14 protein-coding genes are annotated in these 17,682 nt (G+C 72.0%); 12 read left to right on the top strand and 2 right to left on the bottom strand.

Annotated features, from left to right (window positions below):
- Positions 1-32: 32 nt before the first annotated feature.
- The 12 genes from ACIGDI_RS17065 to ACIGDI_RS17010 all read left to right on the top strand — a co-directional run bounded on the left by ACIGDI_RS17065 (position 33) and on the right by ACIGDI_RS17010 (position 14,781).
- A complete protein-coding gene (locus tag ACIGDI_RS17065; RefSeq protein ID WP_399896813.1) occupies positions 33-1,241 on the top strand; it encodes a Gfo/Idh/MocA family protein in 1,209 nt (402 codons plus the stop codon).
- 15 nt (positions 1,242-1,256) lie between these two features.
- Entirely contained in the window at positions 1,257-2,255 is a 999-nt protein-coding gene (locus ACIGDI_RS17060) for a sugar phosphate isomerase/epimerase family protein (protein ID WP_399896810.1), read from the top strand.
- Positions 2,256-2,347: 92 nt separating this feature from the next.
- A complete protein-coding gene (locus ACIGDI_RS17055; RefSeq protein ID WP_399896807.1) occupies positions 2,348-4,852 on the top strand; it encodes a PQQ-dependent sugar dehydrogenase in 2,505 nt (834 codons plus the stop codon).
- A 13-nt stretch (positions 4,853-4,865) separates the two neighbouring features.
- Positions 4,866-6,194, top strand: a complete 1,329-nt coding sequence (locus ACIGDI_RS17050; RefSeq protein WP_399896804.1) for a ThuA domain-containing protein — start codon at positions 4,866-4,868, stop codon at positions 6,192-6,194.
- Positions 6,195-6,288: 94 nt separating this feature from the next.
- Positions 6,289-7,497, top strand: coding sequence for an inositol-3-phosphate synthase (locus ACIGDI_RS17045; RefSeq protein ID WP_399896801.1), 1,209 nt, complete (start codon positions 6,289-6,291; stop codon positions 7,495-7,497).
- Complete coding sequence (locus ACIGDI_RS17040; RefSeq protein WP_399896798.1) at positions 7,494-8,639, top strand: SCO3242 family prenyltransferase; 1,146 nt, start codon at positions 7,494-7,496, stop codon at positions 8,637-8,639. Before ACIGDI_RS17045 ends, ACIGDI_RS17040 begins: the two co-directional genes overlap by 4 nt.
- Positions 8,636-9,586 (top strand): sugar phosphate isomerase/epimerase family protein, encoded by a 951-nt coding sequence (locus ACIGDI_RS17035; RefSeq protein ID WP_399896795.1) that lies wholly within the window; start codon positions 8,636-8,638, stop codon positions 9,584-9,586. The genes ACIGDI_RS17040 and ACIGDI_RS17035 overlap by 4 nt, the downstream gene beginning before the upstream one ends.
- A complete protein-coding gene (locus tag ACIGDI_RS17030; RefSeq protein WP_399896791.1) occupies positions 9,583-10,284 on the top strand; it encodes an EboA domain-containing protein in 702 nt (233 codons plus the stop codon). The genes ACIGDI_RS17035 and ACIGDI_RS17030 overlap by 4 nt, the downstream gene beginning before the upstream one ends.
- Complete coding sequence (locus ACIGDI_RS17025; RefSeq protein WP_399896788.1) at positions 10,254-11,102, top strand: TatD family hydrolase; 849 nt, start codon at positions 10,254-10,256, stop codon at positions 11,100-11,102. The genes ACIGDI_RS17030 and ACIGDI_RS17025 overlap by 31 nt, the downstream gene beginning before the upstream one ends.
- A gap of 3 nt (positions 11,103-11,105) precedes the next feature.
- A complete protein-coding gene (gene eboE / locus ACIGDI_RS17020) occupies positions 11,106-12,275 on the top strand; it encodes a metabolite traffic protein EboE (protein ID WP_399896785.1) in 1,170 nt (389 codons plus the stop codon).
- The gene (locus ACIGDI_RS17015) at positions 12,272-13,732 is read left to right on the top strand and encodes a nucleotide pyrophosphatase/phosphodiesterase family protein (protein WP_399896782.1); all 1,461 of its coding nucleotides are present in this window, start codon (positions 12,272-12,274) and stop codon (positions 13,730-13,732) included. Before eboE ends, ACIGDI_RS17015 begins: the two co-directional genes overlap by 4 nt.
- Positions 13,729-14,781, top strand: a complete 1,053-nt coding sequence (locus ACIGDI_RS17010; protein ID WP_399896779.1) for a sugar phosphate isomerase/epimerase family protein — start codon at positions 13,729-13,731, stop codon at positions 14,779-14,781. The genes ACIGDI_RS17015 and ACIGDI_RS17010 overlap by 4 nt, the downstream gene beginning before the upstream one ends.
- Positions 14,782-14,847: 66 nt before the next feature.
- Here the strand turns inward: ACIGDI_RS17010 and ACIGDI_RS17005 are convergent, their stop codons facing one another.
- Together ACIGDI_RS17005 and ACIGDI_RS17000 are read right to left on the bottom strand one after the other, a co-directional pair.
- On the bottom strand, positions 14,848-16,239 hold the full coding sequence (locus tag ACIGDI_RS17005; protein ID WP_399896776.1) for an OFA family MFS transporter: 1,392 nt from the start codon (positions 16,237-16,239) through the stop codon (positions 14,848-14,850).
- Positions 16,240-16,241: 2 nt separating this feature from the next.
- Positions 16,242-17,630 carry an OFA family MFS transporter gene (locus ACIGDI_RS17000; protein WP_399896773.1) on the bottom strand — a complete coding sequence of 463 codons (1,389 nt, stop codon included), beginning with the start codon at positions 17,628-17,630 and terminating at the stop codon, positions 16,242-16,244.
- Positions 17,631-17,682: the final 52 nt, after the last annotated feature.

Genomic DNA, 17,682 nt, shown 5'->3' with positions numbered 1-17,682 from the left:
ACGGAGACGACGAGGACGAGGAGGACATCCGTATGGGACAGCCCCAGCAGCCGGACGGACCGGAGGCCGCGATACCGCCCCTGCGCGTCGGCATGGTCGGCTACGCCTTCATGGGCGCCGCCCATTCCCAGGGCTGGCGCACGGCGGGACACGTCTTCGACCTGCCGCGCCGCCCGGTCCTGTCGGCGATCTGCGGGCGCGACGCCGCCGCGGTGCGCCGGGCCGCCGACCGGCACGGCTGGGCCGCGGCCGAGACCGACTGGCGGGCCCTGATCGCCCGGGACGACGTCGACCTCGTCGACATCTGCACCCCCGGCGACAGCCACGCCGAGATCGCCCTCGCCGCCCTCGCCGCCGGAAAGCACGTGCTGTGCGAGAAGCCGCTCGCGAACACCGTCGAGGAGGCCTCGGCGATGACCGAGGCGGCCGAAGAGGCTTACGGCCGAGGCCAGTTGTCGATGGTCGGCTTCAACTACCGGCGGCTGCCCGCCACCGCGCTCGCCCGCGGCATGGTGGCCGATGGCAGGATCGGCACCCTGCGCCACGTCCGGGTGACTTATCTCCAGGACTGGCTCGTCGACCCGCGGTTCCCGCTCACCTGGCGGCTGCGCAGGGAGTCCGCCGGCTCAGGCTCGCTGGGCGACCTCGGCGCCCACATCGTCGACCTCGCCCAGTACCTGGCGGGGGAGCGGCTGGCCGGGGTGTCGGCCCTGACGGAGACCTTCGTACGACAGCGCCCGCTGCCGTCGGGTGCCAGCAGCGGCCTGTCCGCCGTGTCGTCCGCCGGCACCGGCACGGTCACCGTCGACGACGCCGCCCTGTTCACCGGCCGCTTCACCTCCGGCGCCCTCGCCTCCTTCGAGGCGACGCGCTACGCCACCGGCCGCAAGAACGCCCTGCGCATCGAAATCAACGGCGAGCGCGGCTCGTTGGCCTTCGACCTGGAACGCCTCAACGAGCTGTCGTACCACGACGGCACCGAACCGGGAGCGCGCGCCGGCTTCCGCCGCATCCTCGTCACCGAACCCGACCACCCCTATCTGGACGCCTGGTGGCCGCCGGGCCACGGCCTCGGCTACGAGCACACCTTCGTGCACCAGGCCCGCGACCTCGTCCACGCGATCGCCGAGGGCCGGCGGCCCGAACCCTCCTTCGCCGACGGGCTGCAGGTCCAGCGCGTGCTGGCCGCGGTGGAGGAGAGCGCCGAGAAGAACTCCGTCTACACGCCCATAGCCGTCTGAGGAGGGCTCGAAGACATGCCGCGACAGTTCACGCTCTTCACCGGCCAGTGGGCCGACCTGCCCCTCGAGGAAGTCTGCCGACTCGCCCGCGACTTCGGCTACGACGGCCTCGAACTCGCCTGCTGGGGCGACCACTTCGAGGTCGACAAGGCCCTCGGCGACCCGGCGTACATCGACTCCCGTAGGCAACTGCTCGACAAGTACGGCCTCAAGTGCTGGGCCGTCTCCAACCACCTGACCGGGCAGGCCGTCTGCGACGCCATCATCGACGAACGCCACCGGGCCATCCTGCCCGCCGAGGTGTGGGGCGACGGCGATCCGGAAGGCGTCCGGCGGCGCGCGGCGGAGCGGATGAAGGACACGGCTCGGGCCGCGGCGGCCTTCGGCGTCGACACCGTCATCGGCTTCACCGGCTCCGCGATCTGGCACCTGGTCGCCATGTTCCCGCCCGCCCCCGAGTCGATGATCGAACGCGGCTACGACGACTTCGCCGAGCGCTGGAACCCGATCCTCGACGTCTTCGACCAGGAGGGCGTGCGGTTCGCGCACGAGGTCCACCCCAGCGAGATCGCCTACGACTACTGGACCACCCACCGCGCCCTGGCGGCGGTCGACGGGCGGGCCGCCTTCGGCCTCAACTTCGACCCCTCCCACTTCGTCTGGCAGGACCTGGACCCGGTCGGCTTCCTGTGGGACTTCCGCGAGCGGATCTACCACGTCGACTGCAAGGAGGCCCGCAAGCGCCTCGACGGCCGCAACGGCCGCCTCGGCTCCCACCTGCCCTGGGGCGACCCGCGCCGCGGCTGGGACTTCGTGTCCGCGGGCCACGGCGACGTGCCCTGGGAGGACGTCTTCCGCATGCTCCGCTCCATCGACTACCAGGGCCCCGTCTCGGTCGAGTGGGAGGACGCCGGCATGGACCGGCTCCAGGGCGCCCCCGAGGCACTGACCCGCCTGAAGGCATACGACTTCGAGCCGCCGTCGGCCTCCTTCGACGCGGCCTTCGGCAACTAGAACCGCACGACCATCTGTTGGCAGCTCCGGGATGACGGCGCATCCCGGCGTACGCACCCGCCCGTACAACCGGCCCCTTACTGGAGGCATCCGTGCACGGGAACGACCGCACCACCGGCACCGGCAGAATCGAGACCCACAGACGACGCCTGCGCAGAGCCGTCGCCCTGCTCGGCGGCGCGCTCCTCGCCGGAGCGTCACTCACCCTGACCACCCCCCAGGCCGGCGCAGCCGTCGCCGACCCGGAGAACGCGCGTGCCGCAGCGGCGGCGGAGGACTTCCAGCAGGTCACCCTCGCCAAGGGCGAGGCTGAGGTCGGCGAGCCCATGTCGCTCGCCGTCCTCCCCGACCGCTCGGTCCTGCACACCTCCCGCGACGGCGAACTCCGCCTCACCGACGCGGCGGGCAACACGCGGCTGATCGGCAAACTGAACGTCTACTCCCACGACGAGGAAGGCCTCCAAGGCATCGGCGTCGACCCCGACTTCGCCACCAACCGGGCCATCTACCTCTACTACGCGCCCCCGCTGAACACCCCGGCCGGCGATGCCCCGGAGACCGGCACCGCGGCCGACTTCGCCCCCTTCGACGGGGTCAACCGCCTCTCCCGCTTCGTCCTGAAGGCGGACGGCACCCTCGACACCGCAAGCGAGAAGAAGGTCATCGACATCCCGGCGTCCCGGGGCCTGTGCTGCCACGTCGGCGGCGACATCGACTTCGACGCGGCGGGCAACCTGTACCTGTCCACGGGCGACGACACCAACCCCTTCCAGTCCGACGGCTACACGCCCATCGACGAGCGCGCCGACCGCAACCCCGCCTTCGACGCCCAGCGTTCGGCGGGCAACACCAACGACCTGCGCGGCAAGATCCTGCGCATCAAGGTCGGCGCCGACGGCTCGTACACGATCCCCGACGGCAACCTGTTCGCACCCGGCACGGACAAGACGCGGCCCGAGATCTACGCCATGGGCTTCCGCAACCCGTTCCGCTTCAGCGTCGACAAGAAGACCGGCATCCTCTACGTCGGTGACTACGGCCCCGACGCGGGCGCCGCCGACCCCGCCCGCGGACCGGCCGGCCAGGTCGAGTTCGCGCGGGTGACCGGCCCCGGCAACTTCGGCTGGCCGTACTGCACCGGCGCCAACGACGCCTACGTCGACTACGACTTCGCGACCAAGGCGTCCGGAGCGTCCTTCGACTGCGCCGCGCCGAAGAACAACTCCCCGCACAACAGCGGCCTCACGGACCTGCCCCCGGCCCAGCCCGCCTGGATCCCGTACGACGGCCCGTCCGTGCCCGAGTTCGGCGACGGCTCCGAGTCCCCGATGGGCGGCCCGGTGTACCACTACGACGCCTCGCTCGACTCACCCGTGAAGTTCCCCGAGGCCTACGACGGGAACTTCTTCGCCGGGGAGTTCGGCCGCCGCTGGATCAAGCGGATCGTCAGCGACGGCAGTGGCACCGTGCAGTCCATCAACGCCTTCCCCTGGACCGGCACCCAGGTGATGGACATGGCCTTCGGCCCCGACGGCGCGCTGTACGTCCTCGACTACGGCACCGCGTGGTTCGGCGGCGACGACAACTCCGGTCTGTACCGCATCGAGAACGCGACCGACGGCCACTCCCCGGTGGCGCAGGCCGCGGCGAGCAGGACATCCGGTCAGGCACCGCTCAAGGTCCGGTTCTCCTCCGCGGGCACCTCCGATCAGGACGGCGACGCGGTCACGTACCGCTGGGACTTCGGCGACGGCGGCACGTCGACGGCGGCCGACCCCTCGCACACCTACCGGAAGAACGGCACCTACACCGCGACCCTGACCGCGAAGGACCCGACCGGCCGCACCGGCAGCGCGAGCGTGCAGATCGTGGTCGGCAACACCGCGCCCAAGGTGACCGTCGAACTCCCCAAGGACGGGCAGCTGTTCAGCTTCGGTGACGCCATCCCGTTCAAGGTGAGGGTCACCGACCCGGAGGACGGCACGGCCATCGACTGTTCGAAGGTCAAAGTCACCTTCGTCCTCGGCCACGACACCCACGGCCACCCCATCACCTCGGCAACCGGCTGCACCGGCACCCTCCAGACCACCGCCGACGGCGGCCACGACGAGAACGCCAACATCTTCGGCGTCCTGGACGCCGAGTACACCGACAACGGCGGCGGCGGACAGGCCCCGCTCACCTCCCACGACGGCAACGTCCTGCAGCCCCGGCACCGCCAGGCCGAACACTTCGGCAACGGCTCCGGCGTCACCGTCGTCGCCAAGGACACCGCGCACGGGGGCAAGACGGTCGGCGACATCGACAACGGCGACTGGATCTCCTTCACGCCGTACGTCCTGAACAACGCCGAGAAGATCACCGCTCGGGTCTCCTCCGGCGGCGCGGGCGGCACGCTGGAGATCCGCGCCGGCTCGTCGACCGGCACCCTGCTGGGCAAGGCGCCCGTCCCCGTGACCGGCGGCTGGGACACCTTCCAGGACGTCAGCGCCGATCTGTCCCGGGCGCCGAGGGGCACGACCACGCTCTACCTCGTCTTCAAAGGCGGCTCCGGCGCGCTGTTCGACGTGGACGACTTCACCTTCACCACCGGCTGAGAGGAGGAACGTGATGCGCTCAACCACCCGACTGACGACCGCTGTTGTGGGTGCCGCACTGCTCCTCGGCTGTGTCTCGGGCCCGGCCGCCTCGCACCCCGCCGAGGACAAGCGGGTGCTGGTCTTCTCCAAGACGGCCGGTTTCCGTCATGACTCCATCCCCGACGGCGTGGCGGCGGTGAGGCAGATCGGCTCCGAGGGCGGCTTCACCGTCGACGCGACCGAGGACGCGACAGCGTTCACCGCGAAGAACCTGCGGCGCTACGACGCCGTGGTGTTCCTCTCGACCACCGGCGACGTCCTCGACGCGGCCCAACAGAGCGCGTTCGAGGGCTACATCCGGCACGGCGGCGGCTATGTCGGCGTCCACGCCGCCGCCGACACCGAGTACGACTGGGCGTTCTACGGCGGCCTCGCCGGCGCCTACTTCCAGTCGCACCCGGCGATCCAGCCGGCGACCGTGGACGTCGAGGACCGCGCCCATCCGGCGACCTCGGGCCTGGCCCGGACCTGGTCCCGCACGGACGAGTGGTACAACTACCGCTCGAATCCCCGGGACCGAGCCCATGTCCTGGCCTCCCTCGACGAGTCGTCGTACACCGGCGGCACCATGAACGGTGACCATCCCATCGCCTGGTGCCAGAACTACCGGGGCGGCCGCGCCTTCTACACCGGAGGCGGCCACACCAAGGAGTCGTATGCCGAACCGGCTTTCCGGCAGCACCTGTTGGGCGGCATCCGCTGGGCCGTCGGCGACGCGCAGGCCGACTGCCGGCCGGAGAACGGCTACCGCCCGCTGTTCGACGGCACGACCCTGGACGGCTGGAAACAGGCGGGGCCGGGTGCGTTCGAACCGGACGGCGACGGCACCCTGACGTCGTCGGGCGGCATGGGCCTGCTCTGGTACGCGGCGTCGGACTTCTCCGCGTACTCGCTGAAGCTCGACTGGATGACGGCCGGCGACGACAACTCCGGTGTGTTCGTGGGCTTCCCGCCCTCGGACGACCCGTGGTCGGCAGTGGACAACGGCTACGAGATCCAGATCGACGCCACCGACGTGCCCGAGAAGACGACCGGGTCCGTCTACGGCTTCCAGTCCGCCGATCTGCACAAGCGCGACCGTGCGCTGAACCCGCCGGGGGAGTGGAACACGTACGAGATCCGCGTGGAGGGCGAACGCCTTCGCGTCTGGCTCAACGGCGTGAAGATCAACGACTTCACCAACACCGATCCGGCCCGGAGCCTGGCCGACGGACACATCGGCATCCAGAACCACGGAGCCGACGACCAGGTGTCCTTCCGCGACATCCGGATCAAGGAACTGCCCGCCCAGGGCGACTGAGCGACGGCGGGCGGAGGACGCCGGACCTCCGCCCGCCGTCTCACCCCTCCCGTCACGGGCCTCGCTCACGACGCGTTCGACCAGGAGGCTGCCCATGCTCGCGTCCGACTCCCCTTCCGTCCCCGTTCAGCGCGTCGGCGTCTGGCTCATCGGCGCCCGCGGCTCCGTCGCCACGACCGTCGTCGCGGGCTGCGCCGCGATCACGGCGGGCCTGCACCCGCCGACCGGACTCGTCACCGAGACCCCCGCGTTCGCGGAGGCCGGTCTGCCCCCGCTCGCCTCGCTGGTCTTCGGCGGCCACGACATACGGGACTGCCCCCTGCCCAAGCGCGCGGAGGCCCTCGAAGCCGGCGGAGTCCTGCCCCCGGGCCTCCCCGCCGCCGTCACCGCCGAACTGGCCGCCGCCGAACGGGAGATCAGACCGGGTGGCCCGACACCCGGGGACACCCGCACCGAACAGGAACTGATCGCCGCATTCGCCGCCGACATCACCGGCTTCGTACGGCGACACGAGCTGGAGCGGGCTGTGGTGGTCAACGTGGCCTCCACCGAGCCCCCGGCGGCAGGCGACGCCCTCCCACCCAGCTCCCTCTACGCCGCGGCCGCGCTGCGTGCCGGCTGCCCCTACGTCGACTTCACCCCGTCGACCGGCCTGCACCACCCCGCGCTGCGGGCCGCCGCCGAGTCGAGCGGACTGCCGTACGCCGGCCGCGACGGCAAGACGGGCCAGACGCTACTGCGTTCCGTCCTGGGCCCCATGTTCACCCAGCGGGCCCTGCGGGTCCGCGCCTGGTCCGGGACCAACCTCCTCGGCGGCGGCGACGGCGCCGCCCTCGCCGACCCCGCGGCCGCGGCCGCGAAGAACGCCGGCAAGGAACGCGTCCTGACCGACACCCTCGGCACCGCGCCCGAGGGCGAGGTGCACATCGACGACGTGCCCGCGCTCGGCGAATGGAAGACCGCCTGGGACCACATCGCCTTCGACGGGTTCCTCGGCACACGGATGGTCCTGCAGACCATCTGGCAGGGCTGCGACTCGGCGCTGGCGGCGCCCCTGGTCCTGGACCTCGTACGCCTGACCGCCCGGGCCGACGAAGCAGGCCTGTCCGGACCGCTCACCGAACTCGCCTTCTACTTCAAGGACCCGGTGGGGGACGGGCCTTCGGCGCTGGCGGAGCAGTACAGGGCCCTGACGGCCTTCGCCCGACGACTGACGGAGCCGCGCTTCCCGGGGGCGACGGAGAGCCGGCCCGCGCGGGGCGGCGACTCCGGGCCTTGCGGTGCGTCGGGGGAGAAACGGTGAGCGGCGAGTCCGCCACGGCGAGCGGTGCGGGCGCACGGCCGACCGGCGTCGCCCGCGCCTGGGCCGAACTGCTCCGCCTCCCAGCCCTGTTCACGGTCCCCGGCGACGCCCTCGCCGGGGCGGCCGCGGTCGCCGCCGCCCCGAACTCCCGCACCCTGCTCGCCATCGGCTCCTCCCTCTGCCTCTACGAGGCCGGCATGGCGCTCAACGACTGGGCCGACCGCGACGAGGACGCCGCCGAACGTCCGCACCGCCCCCTCCCGTCCGGCCGCGTCCACCCGGCCGCAGCGCTCTCGGCGGCATGCGCGCTCACCGCGGCGGGCCTCGCCCTCGCCGCCCGCGCCGGCCGCCCCGCCCTCACGGTCGCCGCCCCCCTCGCGGCCACGGTCTGGGCCTACGACCTCGCCCTCAAGCGCACACCGGTGGGCCCGGTGGCCATGGCGGCGGCCCGCGGCCTCGACCTGCTGCTGGGCGCGGCGGCCAGCACCGGCCACCCCCGCCGGGCGCTCCCCTCGGCCGCCCTCCTGGCGACGCACACGCTCGCGGTGACGACGGTGTCCCGCCGGGAGACAACGGGCGGCTCGACCCTGGCTCCCCTGACGGCCCTCGCCACGACGGCCCTCCTCATGCGACGCCTCGCACGTCGGGCCACGCCGACGACCGGCTGGTCACTGGGCGCGCGTGGCCACCGCCTCGCCGCCGAATCCGCGCGCCCGGCTCGAAGCGGAATCTTGCGAGTGGCGCGCCCGACCCTCCCGGGCCGGAACCGCCCTGGTCCGCCTGGCGCCGCCGTGCGCGTCGGCTCACCGGGCGATCGGTCGGCCCTCTCCCTCCCGGGCCGCGCCGCAGCCGAGTCGTTCTCGCCCCTCCAGCCCTCGGCGCAGCCCCAAGCGCTGCTCGCCGGTGTTCCGCGTCTCGCCCTCGGCGCCGCTTACGCCGCCACCGCCGCCCGCCCCTACCTCCACGCGGCCCTCAATCCCTCACCCCCGCTCACCCAGCGGGCCGTCGGCGGCGGCATCCGCGCCATGATCCCGCTCCAGGCGGCCCTGGCCGCCCGCGCCGGGGCGGGCGCCACCGCCCTGCTCGTCGCGGCCCTGGCCCCGCTCGGCAGGCGGTTCGCGAGGACGGTGAGCATCACATGACCCCCGCGACGCAGCGCCCCGACGGCACGCCAGCCCCCGCCCCGGCCCCCGAAAGCACCTCCCTCCGCTTCGGCTACGGCACCAACGGCCTCGCCGACCTCCGCCTCGACGACGCCCTCGCCCTCCTCGCCGACCTCGGCTACGACGGCGTCGGTCTGACCCTCGACCATATGCACCTCGATCCCCTGGCACCGGATCTGGCCGCCCGCACCCGCCGCCTCGCCGCACGCCTCGACGCGCTCGGCCTCGACGTCACCGTGGAGACGGGTGCCCGCTATGTGCTCGACCCGCGCCGCAAGCACGGCCCCTCGCTCCTGGACCCGGACCCCGACGACCGCGCCCGCCGCGTCGCCCTGCTGATCCGCGCGGTCGAGGTGGCCGCCGACCTGGGCGCCCACGCTATCCACTGCTTCAGCGGAACCACCCCCGCGGGAACCGACCGGGACAAGGCGTGGGAGCGCCTGGCCGAGGCGCTCACCCCGGTCCTGGAGGCCGCCGCCCGCGCCGGCGTCCCTCTCGCGGTCGAGCCCGAACCGGGCCATCTGCTGGCCACCCTCGCCGACTTCCACCACCTGCGCCGCACCCTCGGCGGCCCCGAACACCTGGGCGTGACCCTCGACATCGGCCACTGCCAGTGCCTCGAACCCCTGCCACCGGCCGAATGCGTCCGCGCCGCCGCTCCCTGGCTGCGGCACGTCCAGATCGAGGACATGCGCCGCGGCGTTCACGAACACCTCCCCTTCGGCGAGGGCGAGATCGACTTCCCGCCCGTCCTCGCGGCCCTCGCCGCGACCGGCTACCGGGGCCTGACGGTCGTCGAACTGCCCCGCCACTCCCACGCCGGGCCGCACCACGCCGAACGCTCCCTGCAGTTCCTGCGCCGCGCCGCCCCCGCCCCACCCCACGGCGATCCCTCCGCCGCCCTCGAAGGGAGCAGCACCTCATGACAGACACGCACGCCACCTCCGGGGCCGACATCGCGGCCACCACGCTCGCCCGCACCCACCTCGACGACCTGCGCGCCCGCCTGATCGCCCACCTCGACGCGGCCGCCCGCGCCTGGCTCGACCGGGCCCTCGACGAGGCCGCCGCCCAGCCAGGCATCCACGGGCCCATCACCGTGTGGGAGCTGCGCCTGGCCGAGGCCGGACGCCGGTGCGGACCCGCGCACGCCGACGCCGCCCGCGTCCTGATCCTGCACGCCGCCCGCGCCGACGCGGACGCCCTCGGCCGCGTCTACTCCCAGGGCACCGCCGCCGAACGCCGCGCCGTCCTGCACGCCCTGCCCCACCTGGTCGAGGGCCCCGACGCGCTCCCGCTCGTCGAGGACGCCCTGCGCACCAACGACACCCGCCTCGTGGCCGCCGCCGTCGGCCCCTACGCCGCCCGGCACCTCGCCCCGCACCCCTGGCGCCACGCGGTCCTGAAGTGCCTCTTCACCGGCGTCCCCGTCGACCACGTCGCCGACCTGGACCGGCGCGCCCGCGGCGACACCGAACTCGCGCGGATGCTCCGCGACCACGCCGCCGAACGCACCGCGGCGGGCCGTTCCGTGCCCCGAGACCTGCACCGCGTCCTCACCCTGACCGACCCCACCGACGGCGAGGAGTCCCGATGCGCATCTTCGACCCCCACGTCCACATGACGTCCCGCACCACGGACGACTACGAGGCCATGCACGCCGCGGGCGTCCGCGCCGTCGTCGAACCCGCCTTCTGGCTCGGCCAGCCCCGCACCTCGCCGGCCTCCTTCTTCGACTACTTCGACTCCCTCCTCGGCTGGGAGCCGTTCCGCGCCGCCCAGTACGGCATCGCCCACCACTGCACGCTCGCCCTCAACCCCAAGGAGGCCAACAACCCGCGATGCGTGCCCGTCCTCGACGAACTGCCCCGCTATCTCGTCAAGGACCAGGTCGTCGCCGTCGGCGAGATCGGCTACGACTCGATGACCCCCGCCGAGGACACCGCACTCGCCGCACAGCTCCAACTCGCCGCGGATCACGGGCTGCCCGCGCTCGTGCACACCCCTCACCGCGACAAACTCGCCGGCCTGCGCCGCACCCTCGACGTGGTCCGCGAGTCCCGGCTGCCCCCGGACCGCGTCCTGGTCGACCACCTCAACGAGACCACCGTGGACGTGGCGAAGGACAGCGGCTGCTGGCTGGGCTTCTCCGTCTATCCCGACACCAAGATGGACGAGCAGCGGATGGTGGCGATCCTGCGCACCCACGGCCCCGAACGGGTGTTGGTGAACTCCGCCGCCGACTGGGGCCGCAGCGACCCCCTCAAGACCCGCAGGGTCGCCGACCTGATGCTGGCCGAGGGCTTCTCCGAGGACGACGTCGACCGGGTCCTGTGGCGCAACCCCGTCGCCTTCTACGGGCTCAGCGGCCGCCTGAACCTCGACGTCACCCCCACCGACCCCACCCACGAGGGCAACTCGGTCCTGCGCGGCGGGGAGTGACCGATGCGTTTCCGCCACCCCGACGGCACCACCGTCCACCTCGCCTACTGCACCAACGTCCACCCGGCCGAAACCCTCGACGGCGTCCTCGCCCAGCTCCGCGACCACTGCGAACCGGTCCGCCGACGCCTCGGACGCGACCGCCTGGGCATCGGCCTGTGGCTCGCCAGGGACGCGGCCCACACCCTGGTCACCGACCCGTCGGCCCTGCGCGGCCTGCGCACCCGACTCGACCGGCGCGGCCTGGAGGTCGTCACCCTCAACGGCTTCCCCTACGAGGGCTTCGGTGCCGAGGAGGTCAAGTACCGCGTGTACCGGCCCGACTGGGCCGACCCCGAACGCCTGGAGCACACCACCGCCCTGGCCCGCGTCCTCGCCGGCCTGCTGCCCGACGACGTCACCGAGGGCACGATCTCGACGCTGCCGCTGGCCTGGCGCACCGCCTACGGCGAGGACCGCGCCGACAAGGCCCGCGCGGCGCTGCTCACCCTGGCCGAACGACTCGACGCCCTGGCCGAGTTGACGGGCCGCTCCGTCCGCCTCGGGCTGGAGCCCGAACCCGGCTGCGTCATCGAGACCACCGCGGACGCCATCGCCCCGCTCACCGCACTCGCCCACGAGCGCGTCGGCATCTGCGTCGACACCTGCCATCTCGCCACCTCCTTCGAGAACCCGCACACCGCCCTGGACGCCCTCGCCGCCGCCCGCGTCCCCGTCGTCAAGGCCCAGCTGTCGGCCGCCCTGCACGCCGAGAGCCCCCACCTCCCCGAGGTCCGCCGGGCCCTCGCCGCCTTCGACGAACCACGCTTCCTGCACCAGACCCGTACCGCCACCGTCGCCGGCCTGCGCGGCACCGACGACCTCGGCGAGGCCCTCGAAACCGACGCCCTGCCCGAAGCGGCACCCTGGCGCGCCCACTTCCACGTCCCCCTGCACGCGGCCCCCGCCGTACCCCTCACCTCCACGCTCCCCGTGCTCAAGGCCGCGCTGACCCGGCTCGTCGGCGGCCCGCACCCGCTCACCCGCCACCTGGAAGTGGAGACCTACACCTGGCAGGCCCTGCCGGCCGACCTGCGGCCCCGCGGCCGCGCGCAGCTCGCCGACGGCATCGCCGCCGAACTCGTCCTCGTCCGCGACCTGTTGACCGATCTCGGCCTGAAGGAACTGCCATGAGCACCCACCGGGCCGGCCCGGACCCCACCCCGCTCCTCGTCCTCGACGTCGTCGGCCTCACCCCCCGACTTCTCGACCACATGCCACACCTCAAGGCGCTCGCCCGGTCCGGCTCCCGCGCCGCGCTCGGCACCGTCCTGCCCGCCGTGACCTGCGCCGCCCAGTCCACCTTCCTCACCGGCACCCACCCGTCCGAGCACGGCATCGTCGGCAACGGCTGGTACTTCCGCGAGCTCGGCGACGTCCTGCTGTGGCGGCAGCACAACGGCCTCGTCGCCGGGGACAAGCTCTGGGACGCCGCCCGCCGCGCCCACCCCGGCTACACGGTCGCCAACATCTGCTGGTGGTACGCCATGGGCGCCGACACCGACATCACTGTCACCCCCCGCCCGGTCTACTACTCCGACGGCCGCAAGGAACCCGACTGCTACACCCGGCCCCCGGCCCTGCACGACGAACTCACCGACCGACTCGGCACCTTCCCCCTCTTCCACTTCTGGGGACCCGGCGCGGACCTGGTCTCCAGCAGGTGGATCATCGACGCGACCCGCCACATCATGCGCACCCGGCACCCCGACCTGACCCTCTGCTACCTCCCTCACCTCGACTACGACCTGCAACGCCACGGCCCCGACGACCCGCGCTCCCTGAAGGCGGCCACCGATCTGGACGCCGCCCTGGCCCCGCTCCTGGACGACGCCCGCGCCGGGGGCCGGACCGTCGTCGCGCTGTCCGAGTACGGCATCACGCGCGCCGACCGGCCCGTCGACATCAACCGGGCGCTGCGCCGCGCCGGCCTGCTGGAGGTCCACACGCAGGACGGCATGGAGTACCTCGACCCGATGGCGTCCCGTGCCTTCGCGGTCGCCGACCACCAGATCGCCCACGTCTACGTGCGCCGCCCCGAGGACCTCGACGCCACCCGGGCGGCCCTGGCCGGCCTGCCGGGAATCGACCAGCTCCTCGACGACGAGGGCAAGAAGACCCACCACCTCGACCATCCGCGCTCGGGCGAACTCGTCGCCGTCGCGGAGCCGGACGCCTGGTTAACGTACTACTACTGGCTCGACGACGACCGCGCGCCCGACTTCGCGCGGCTCGTCGAGATCCACCGCAAGCCCGGCTACGACCCGGTCGAGCTGTTCATGGATCCCCTCGACCCCTACGTCAAGGTCAGGGCGGCGACGGCGCTCGCCCGCAAGAAGCTGGGCCTGCGCTACCGGATGGCGGTCGTGCCTCTCGACCCGTCACCTGTTCGAGGCAGCCACGGCCGCCTTCCCGCGAGCGACGACGACGGTCCGCTCCTCATCTGCTCCACCCCCCGCGCAGTCGGCGACCGCCTCGCGGCCACCGACGTCAAGTCACTCCTGCTCCGACTGGCCGGCCTTTCCCAGCCGGTCACCAGTGAAGCACCCGCCACTGACAACGCCCTCCGACCCGAGGAGTCCCAGACATGAGCCGCACCTCCCAGACCGACCCCGACCTCACCCACCGCCTCACCAGACGAGGCATGCTGGGCGTCGCCGCGGGCGCCACCGCCGCCGCGCTGCTCGGCGCCGCGACGACCCCGGCCACCGCGGCCGCCGACTCCACCGCCGCCACGGACTCCGCCCCCGCGGGCCGCGGCCGTCCCGTCCTGCCGCCCGGCCGTCTCGGCATCCAGCTGTACAGCCTGCGCGACAAGGTCTCCACGCTCGGCTTCGCCCCCGTCTTCGCCGAACTGGAGAAGTACGGGTACGACGAGGTCGAGTTCGCCGGGTACACCCAAGGCTCGGCCGGCCCTATCACCCTCGCCCGACTCAGGCGGCTGGCGCGGGACCACGGCCTGACCCCGATCGGCAGCCACGTCGGCTACTACTCCGACGACCCGAACGCGTACACCTTCGCCCAGAACCTCACCAAGGTCCTCGACGACGCCCAGGCCCTCGGCCTCAAGCACATCGGCACCGCCTCCGGACCGTTCCGCTACGGCTCGACGGTCGACGCGTGGAAGCGTGCCGCCGAGGAGTTCAACACCTACGGCGCGGCGGCGAAGGCCCGCGGCATGAAGTTCTACCAGCACAACCACTCCGACGAGTTCTCCTTCGCCACCGACGACCCCAAGGTCCGCCTCTACGACGTGCTGCTCGCGGAGACCGACCCCGACCTGGTGTTCCTGGAGATGGACATCTTCTGGGCCTACGCAGGCCAGTTCCGCTTCTCGAAGCGGCCCGACGGCAGCCCCGCCCCCTTCGAGCCCCTCGACTACGTCCTCAGGCAGCCCCACCGCTACCCGCTGTTCCACGTGAAGGACGGCGTGAGCGACCCCTCCAACCAGTTCGGCTACCGGATGGCCGACGTGGGCGACGGAGACATCGACTACAAGAAGTTCGTCTCGGCCGTCACCAGGCTCCGCGGTGAGCGCCTCGCCCACCACTGGCAGACCGAACACGACCAGCCCGCCGAGTCATTCACCTTCGCCCGCCGCTCCAGCGCCTACCTGCACTCGCTGCGCGAGGACTGCTGAGCCCCGCCCGCACACGAGGAGGCCCTCCCCGCATCCCGGGGAGGGCCTCCTCACGCGCGCGTGCCGTCACCCCGTCGGCTGGGGCTGCGCGGTCAGCGCGTCCGCGCCGCTGCGTCCCGGCTGCCGTAGCAGCAGGGCGATCGCCGCCGCGATCATCGAGACGCCGCCGGCCAGGGCGTACGCCCCGTCGTAGCCCCAGGCCGCGACCACCATCGAGCCGAGGCCGCCGCCGAACAGGCCGCTGATCAGCTTGCCGCTGTACACCAGGCCGTAGTTGGTGGCGTTGTAGTTCTCCCCGAAGTAGTCCGGGGTCAGCGCCGCGAACATCGGGTAGAAGGCGCCGCCGCCGAATCCGGAGAGGAAGGCGAAGAACAGGAAGAGCCACTCGCTCTTCATCTCGCCCGCCAGGATCACCCCGAACTGGGCGACGCCCAGGACGACGATGACGAACACCAGGGTCGACTTGCGGCCCCACCTGTCGGACAGCCAGCCGACGACACCGCGTCCGATGCCGTTGATGACCGCCATGACGCCCATCGAGGAGGCCGCCACCAGGGGGCCGAAGCCGACCTCCTTGGCGTAGTCGACCTGGAAGGAGATCCCGAAGATCGACACACCGGCGGTCATCACGATGGAGATCCACATCAGGGGCAGCATGCCGGTCCTGATCGCCTCCTTGGGCGTGTACTGCCGCGTCGCCGGGGGGTTCTTGGCGAGGCTCGTCGCGTTCTTCCGGTCGCCGGAGAAGGTGAGCGGGTCGATGTCTGCGGGCCACCAGTTCTTCGGCGGGTCCTTGAAGAAGAACGCGCACCCGAAGACCACGATCATGACGTAGCAGCCGATCAGGTCCAGCACGCGGTGGTAGTTACCGGTGTCGAAGGCGTAGTTGAAGATGAAGATGAACGGCAGCGATCCGTAGGCGAAGCCGCCGTTGACGAAGCCCGTGCGGGCGCCGCGGCGTTCGGGGAACCACTTGCCGACCATGTTGATGCAGGTCGCGTAGACCAGGCCGGCGCCCAGACCGCCGATGACGCCGAAACCGACGATCGCCAGCAGCACGTTGCTCAGGTGCGACAGGGCGAGGAAGCCGACCAGGCACATCCCGGAGCCGATGTACATGGCCCGGCGCGCGGTCAGGATGCCCTTCTCGCGCAGCCAGCCCGCCGGGAAGGCGATGCCGGCCTGGAAGAACACCCAGACGCTGAGGATCCAGAAGGTGTTGGACTGCGTCCAGCCGTGCGCGTGGGACAGGGTGTCCTCCGCGGAGCCGTACGCGTACTCGAAGACGCTGATGGCCATCATGGCCATCCAGGGGAGGTACACCATGAGTTTGCGGGAGTGGCCGAGGATGTCGTGGTCGGTCTCGCCGATGCGGTAGACGCGACCGCGGGCGTCGGTGACCTCACGGTAGGGACGGTGTGCGGCTGCCGGATCGGCCGAGAGCGGATCTGCTGTCATGCTTATGCCATCTCCTCGCCGAGCGGGTGCGGGTTGGGAACGATGCGCCGGGCATCGGGCCTGCCCGGGGACTTCAGGAAGAGCGCCAGAACCGCGGAGGCCAGCCCGACGGAACCCGCCAGGACGAACGCGCCGTGGTAGTCCCACGCGCCGACCACGACCGCGCCCAGGCCGGAGCCGACGAGCCCGGATATCAGCTTCGAGCTGTAGACCATTCCGTAGTTGGTGGCGTTGTTGTTCTCGCCGAAGTAGTCGGCGGTCATGGCCGCGAACAGCGGGAAGATCGCCCCGCCGCCGAATCCGGAGACCATGGAGCAGAACAGGAAGAACGGCATGCTGCCCATCTGGCCGGAGACCAGCACGCCGAACTGGGCGGTGCCCAGCACGATGCAGACGATGATCAGGGTGGTGCGGCGCCCGGAGCGGTCGGAGATCCAGCCGATCACGCCCCGCCCGGTGCCGTTGACGACGGCCTTCAGGGACATGGCCGTGGCCACGACCCCGCCCGCGAACCCCATGTCCTTGCCGAACGGCACCTGGAAGGCGATGCCGAAGATGTTGATGCCGGCCGTGCACAGCAGACAGAACCACATCATCCACAGGACGGGCGTACGGGCGGCCTCCCTCGGGGTGTACTGCCTGACCGCCGGCGGGTTCTTCTCCAGCGCCCGGCGGATCTTCGGGTCGTCGGTCAGACTGAGCGGGTCGACGTGCGCCGGCCACCAGTTCTTCGGCGGGTCCTTGAAGAACCAGCCCGCCGAGGCCACCAGCAGGCACAGCCCGATGCCCACCGTGGCGAGCACGGTCCGGTAGTTGCCCAGGTCCATGTACGAGGTGAACAGGAAGACGAAGGGCACGGACCCGTAGGCGAAACCGCCGTTGACGAAGCCCGTCTTGCCGCCCTTGCGCTCCGGATACCACTTGCCGACCATGTTCACGCAGGTCGCGTAGACGAGACCGGCGCCGATGCCGCTGAACATCCCGAAGCCGAGGTAGGCGACCGCGACGTGCGGCGCGAACGCCAGCGACAGATAGCCCAGCATCGTGCCGACGGCACCCAGCAGCATCGCCGTACGAGCCGGGAGTCTGCCGCTCTCGCGCAGCTGCCCGGCGGGGAAGGCCACGGCCGCCTGGAAGAACACCCAGACGCCCATCAGCCAGAAGATGTGTCCGCTGCTCCACAGATGTGCCTCGTGGAGCGTGTCCTCCGCCGAGGTGAACGCGTACTCGGCGGAGCTGATGCCCATCATGCCCACCCAGGGCAGGATGACCATCCACTTGCGTGTCCGGCCCATGACGTCGACGTCTGACTCGCCGATCCGGTACACGCGGCCGTTGCGATCCCTCACCTCCCGGTACGGGACGGAGGCCGAACAGTCGGTCGTTGTCATCGTTCAGTGCCCCTTGCGTCGAAAGCTCTGGCCAGCGCCCCCTGTCCAATGC

Source organism: Streptomyces sp. NPDC085900 (assembly GCF_044540925.1).
Taxonomy (GTDB): Bacteria; Actinomycetota; Actinomycetes; order Streptomycetales; family Streptomycetaceae; genus Streptomyces; species Streptomyces gilvifuscus.
This window is presented reverse-complemented; position numbering and strand designations above follow the sequence as displayed.

Coding starts and splice junctions, on each gene's coding strand:
- ACIGDI_RS17065 (WP_399896813.1), top strand. CDS start 33: ATGGGACAGCCCCAGCAGCCGGACGGACCGGAGGCCGCGATACCGCCC.
- ACIGDI_RS17060 (WP_399896810.1), top strand. CDS start 1,257: ATGCCGCGACAGTTCACGCTCTTCACCGGCCAGTGGGCCGACCTGCCC.
- ACIGDI_RS17050 (WP_399896804.1), top strand. CDS start 4,866: ATGCGCTCAACCACCCGACTGACGACCGCTGTTGTGGGTGCCGCACTG.
- ACIGDI_RS17045 (WP_399896801.1), top strand. CDS start 6,289: ATGCTCGCGTCCGACTCCCCTTCCGTCCCCGTTCAGCGCGTCGGCGTC.
- ACIGDI_RS17035 (WP_399896795.1), top strand. CDS start 8,636: ATGACCCCCGCGACGCAGCGCCCCGACGGCACGCCAGCCCCCGCCCCG.
- ACIGDI_RS17030 (WP_399896791.1), top strand. CDS start 9,583: ATGACAGACACGCACGCCACCTCCGGGGCCGACATCGCGGCCACCACG.
- ACIGDI_RS17025 (WP_399896788.1), top strand. CDS start 10,254: ATGCGCATCTTCGACCCCCACGTCCACATGACGTCCCGCACCACGGAC.
- eboE (WP_399896785.1), top strand. CDS start 11,106: ATGCGTTTCCGCCACCCCGACGGCACCACCGTCCACCTCGCCTACTGC.
- ACIGDI_RS17015 (WP_399896782.1), top strand. CDS start 12,272: ATGAGCACCCACCGGGCCGGCCCGGACCCCACCCCGCTCCTCGTCCTC.
- ACIGDI_RS17010 (WP_399896779.1), top strand. CDS start 13,729: ATGAGCCGCACCTCCCAGACCGACCCCGACCTCACCCACCGCCTCACC.
- ACIGDI_RS17005 (WP_399896776.1), bottom strand. CDS start 16,239: ATGACAGCAGATCCGCTCTCGGCCGATCCGGCAGCCGCACACCGTCCC.
- ACIGDI_RS17000 (WP_399896773.1), bottom strand. CDS start 17,630: ATGACAACGACCGACTGTTCGGCCTCCGTCCCGTACCGGGAGGTGAGG.